The following is a 3948-nucleotide window of genomic DNA, read 5'->3' as shown; positions in this document are numbered from 1 at the left end:
GCTCGGCACGGGCAACGACTTCGCCAATCCGTTCTGAGGGGGGCCCCCCCTTTTCTGCGCGCGCCGCGGCGGGGCGCGCGCGGCGCTGCCGGCTCCGGCGGATGCGGACGCCGCGCGGTTGCGCGACCTCTGCGCGCCGCTCACCGAACCCGCGAGCGCACCCGACGGCACCTTCGTCACCGCGCATCTGGCGCAGAGCCTGGACGGGCGGATCGCCACCGCCTCGGGCGTGTCGCGCTGGATCAGCGGCGCGGCCGACATCGTGCACACGCACCGGCTGCGCGCGCTGCACCACGCGGTGATCGTCGGCGCCGGCACGGTGCACCACGACGATCCGCGGCTGACCACGCGCGAGGTGGAAGGCCCGAACGCGCTGCGTGTGGTGCTCGACGCCGACCGCCGCCTGCACGCCGGCTACCAGGTGTTCCGGGACGGGCTGCCGACGCTGCTCGCCTGCGCCGCGGACGCCGCCGCCCCCTGCGGCGACGCCGAGATCCTGCCCCTGCCGCGCGCCGGGCGCGGCCTCGATCTCGCCGCCCTGGTGCGTGCCCTGCGCGCACGCGGGCTGACCCATCTCTTCGTCGAGGGCGGCGGCGTCACCGTGGGACGCTTCCTCGCCGCCGGGCTGATCGATCGGCTGCACGTGACGGTGGCGCCGCTCCTGCTGGGCAACGGCATCCCGGCGCTCGCCCTGCCGGGGGTGGGCACGCCCGAACAGGGACTTCGCTTCCCGCTCGCCGTGCATCGCCTGGGCGACGACATGCTGTTCGACTGCGCGATCGCCCGGCGCGCGATCGTGCCATGAAGGCGCGCGCCTTCTGGACGATCGCGCCGGGCGTCGGTCAAGTCCGGGAGGAGGATCTCGCCGCGCCCGGCGCGGGCGGGGCGCTGGTGCGCACGCTCGCGACCGGCTTATCGCGCGGCACCGAATCCCTGGTGTTCGCCGGCCGCGTGCCGGCGAGCCAGCACGCCGTGATGCGCTGCCCGTTCCAGGCGGGCGACTTCCCGTTTCCCGTGAAGTACGGCTACAGCGCGGTCGGCGTGGTCGAGGCCGGCCCCGCCGCGCTCATCGGCCGGCGCGTCTTCTGCCTGCATCCGCACCAGGACCGCTTCGTCGTCCCGGCGTCGATGCTGCACCCCGTGCCCGAGACCGTGCCGACGCGCCGCGCCGTGCTCGCGGCGAACATGGAGACCGCGCTGAACATCGCCTGGGACGCGGGCGTGCTGCCCGGCGAGCGCGTGCTCGTGATCGGCGCCGGCGTGGTCGGGCTGCTCGCCGCGCACCTCCTCGCGCGGGTTCCCGGCGTCGCGCTGACGGTGGTCGACCGCGATCCGGCGAAGGCGGCGGTCGCCGCGGCGCTCGGCCTCGCCTTCGCCGCCCCCGAGGACGCGCCGGCCGAGGCGGAGCTGGTCGTGCACGCTGCCGGCGCGCCGGAAGGCCTCGCCCTCGCGCTCGCCCGCGCCGCCTTCGAGGCGCGCATCGTCGAGGCCTCCTGGTTCGGCGACCGCGTGGTGCCGCTGGCGCTCGGCGAGGCGTTCCACAGCCGGCGGCTGCGGCTCGTCTCCTCCCAGGTCGGCGCCATCGCGGCGCCGATGCGCGGCCGCCGCAGCCACGCCGAACGGCTCGCGCTGGCGCTCGCCCTGCTCGAGGACGCGCGGCTTGACGCGCTGCTCGAGGGGCCCACACCGTTCGCCGACCTTCCCGCGACCATGGCGCGGCTCGCCGCACGCCCCGGCGCGCTCTGCCATGTCATTGCCTACGATCCCTCCGTCTGAAAGGACCGCGCGTGTTCAGCCTGACCGTCTGCGACCATGTGATGATCGCGCACTCCTTCCGCGGCGAGGTGTTCGGCCCGGCGCAGAAGCTGCACGGCGCCACCTATGCGGTGGAGGCGGAGTTCCGCGCACCCTCCCTCGACGCGCACGGGCTGGTGGTGGATATCGGCCTCGCGCGTGCCGAACTGCGCCGCGCGCTCGACAGCTTCGACTACGACAATCTCGACGCGCTGCCGCAATTCGCCGGGCAGAACACCACCACCGAGTTCATGGCCGCGCATGTGCACGGCCTGCTGGTGGCGGCGCTGAAGGCAGGGCGGCTGGGCGAGGGCGGACGGCGCGTCACGTCGCTGAAGGTGCTCCTGCGCGAGAGCCCGCTCGCCTGGGCCGCCTACGAGGCGGTGGTGGAATGACGCAGCTCGCGATCGCGCTGATGGTGCCCGCGCCGTTCGACGCGGTCTCGGGCGGCTACGGCTACGACCGGCGCATGGTCGCGGGCCTGCGCGAGGGCGGCCATGCCGTGCGCGTGGTCGAGCTCGCCGGGCGGCATCCGCTCGCCGATGCCGCCGCCGAAGCCGCCGCCTGGCAGGCGCTGGCCGAGCTCCGGCCCGGCGAGATCGCGGTGATCGACGGGCTCGGCCTGCCCGCCTTCGCGCGCGCGGCCGAGGCGGTCGCGCGCGCCGGCGCGGTCGGGCTGATCCATCACCCGACACCGCTGGAGAAGGGCCTGTCCGAGGCGGACGCCGCGCTCCTGCGCGAGAAGGAAGCGCAGCTCCTGCCGCAGCTCGCGCGGCTGATCGCGACCTCGCGCGCGACCGCGACCGCGCTCGCCGGCATGGGGATCGACGCGGCGCGCATCGGCGTCGTCGAGCCCGGCACGGATGCCGCGCCGCGCGCACAAGGCTCGCAGGGCACCGGCTGCGCGATCCTGTCGATCGGCGCGGCGGTGCCGCGCAAGGGCCACGACCTGCTCCTGCGCGCGCTCGGCCGGCTGACGGACCTCGACTGGCGGCTCACCATCGTCGGCAGCCTCGAGCGGGATCGCGCCCATGCGGCCGCGCTTGCCGCACTCGCGCGCGACCTTGCGATCGCCGACCGGGTCACCTTCGCCGGCGAGATCGGCGACGATGCGCTCGCCGCGCTCTGGGCCGGCACCGACCTGTTCGCGCTCGCCACCTGGCACGAGGGCTACGGCATGGCGGTGGCCGAGGCGCTGAAGCGCGGCATCCCCTGCGCCCTCACCGCGGGCGGTGCGGTCGCCGAACTTCTGCCGATCGATGCCGGCGTGATCGTGCCGCCGGGCGACTGGACCGCGCTCTCGCGCGCGATGCGCCGGCCGATCTTCGACACCGCGCTGCGCCATCGCATGAGCGACGCCGCCTTCGCCGCCGGCCAGCGCCTGCCGGACTGGGAGCAGCAGGCGCAGGCCTTCGCGCGCGAGCTTGCCGCGGTCGCCGCATGAGCGAGGGGTTCTCGGCCGACTGGCTCGCGCTGCGCGAGCCGTTCGACCGGATCGCCCGCGCGCGTGCCCTCGCCGCGCGGCTGGTGCAGCGCCTGCCGCCGCGGCCGCGCATCATCGATCTCGGCGCGGGCACCGCGTCGCTGTTCCGCTGGCTCGCGCCGATGATCGGCCGCGCCCAGGCCTGGACCATCGTCGATGCGGACGCGGCGCTGCTCGGCCAGGCCTTCGCGCGCACCGCGGACTGGGCCGAGGCGCGCGGCTGGCGCATCACCACGCCGGGCCGGGCGCTCCTGATCCACACGCCGGGCGGCGCCTGGCGGATCGAGGCGCTCGCCACCGACTTCGCCGACGACCCGTCGCGCCTGCCGCTCGGCGCGCACGACGCCGTGGTGTGCTCGGCGCTGCTGGATCTCGTCTCCGCCGCATGGGCCGAACGGCTCGCCGCCGCGCTGCGCGCGCCGCTGCTCGCCTGCCTGACCGTCGACGGCCGTGACCGCTGGCGGCCGACGCATCCCGACGACCGGCTGATCGCGCGCGGCTTCGCGCGCGACATGCGCCGCGACAAGGGCTTCGGCCGCGCGATGGGCCCCTCCGCCCCGGTCACGCTCGCGCGCCTGCTCGCCGCGCGCGGCTTCCGCGTCGCGACCGCGCCTTCGGACTGGATCATCCCCGCGATCGCCGCGCCGATGCTCGAGGCGATGGTGCGCGGC

Annotated in this window: 5 protein-coding genes; all 5 read left to right on the top strand. The window is 76.0% G+C overall.

Translation table 11 applies throughout. The annotated features are described in order from the left end of the window. The first annotated feature begins 118 nt into the window (after positions 1 to 118). On the top strand, positions 119 to 805 hold the full coding sequence (locus tag FK498_RS17745) for a RibD family protein (protein ID WP_237561009.1): 687 nt from the start codon (positions 119 to 121) through the stop codon (positions 803 to 805). After that, a complete protein-coding gene (locus FK498_RS17740) occupies positions 802 to 1776 on the top strand; it encodes a zinc-binding alcohol dehydrogenase (protein WP_141856917.1) in 975 nt (324 codons plus the stop codon). Before FK498_RS17745 ends, FK498_RS17740 begins: the two co-directional genes overlap by 4 nt. 11 nt (positions 1777 to 1787) lie before the next feature. Further along, positions 1788 to 2189 carry a 6-carboxytetrahydropterin synthase gene (locus FK498_RS17735; RefSeq protein ID WP_141856915.1) on the top strand — a complete coding sequence of 134 codons (402 nt, stop codon included), beginning with the start codon at positions 1788 to 1790 and terminating at the stop codon, positions 2187 to 2189. Beyond that, the gene (locus tag FK498_RS17730) at positions 2186 to 3238 is read left to right on the top strand and encodes a glycosyltransferase family 4 protein (RefSeq protein ID WP_141856913.1); all 1053 of its coding nucleotides are present in this window, start codon (positions 2186 to 2188) and stop codon (positions 3236 to 3238) included. Before FK498_RS17735 ends, FK498_RS17730 begins: the two co-directional genes overlap by 4 nt. Next, a partial coding sequence (locus tag FK498_RS17725) for a class I SAM-dependent methyltransferase (RefSeq protein ID WP_141856911.1) occupies positions 3235 to 3948 on the top strand: 714 nt, incomplete at its 3' end. The genes FK498_RS17730 and FK498_RS17725, both read left to right, overlap by 4 nt.

Source organism: Elioraea sp. Yellowstone (assembly GCF_006704265.1).
Classification (GTDB): Bacteria; Pseudomonadota; Alphaproteobacteria; order Acetobacterales; family Acetobacteraceae; genus Elioraea.
Note: the sequence above shows the minus strand (reverse complement) of the source record. Positions and strands in the feature narration are given on the sequence as shown.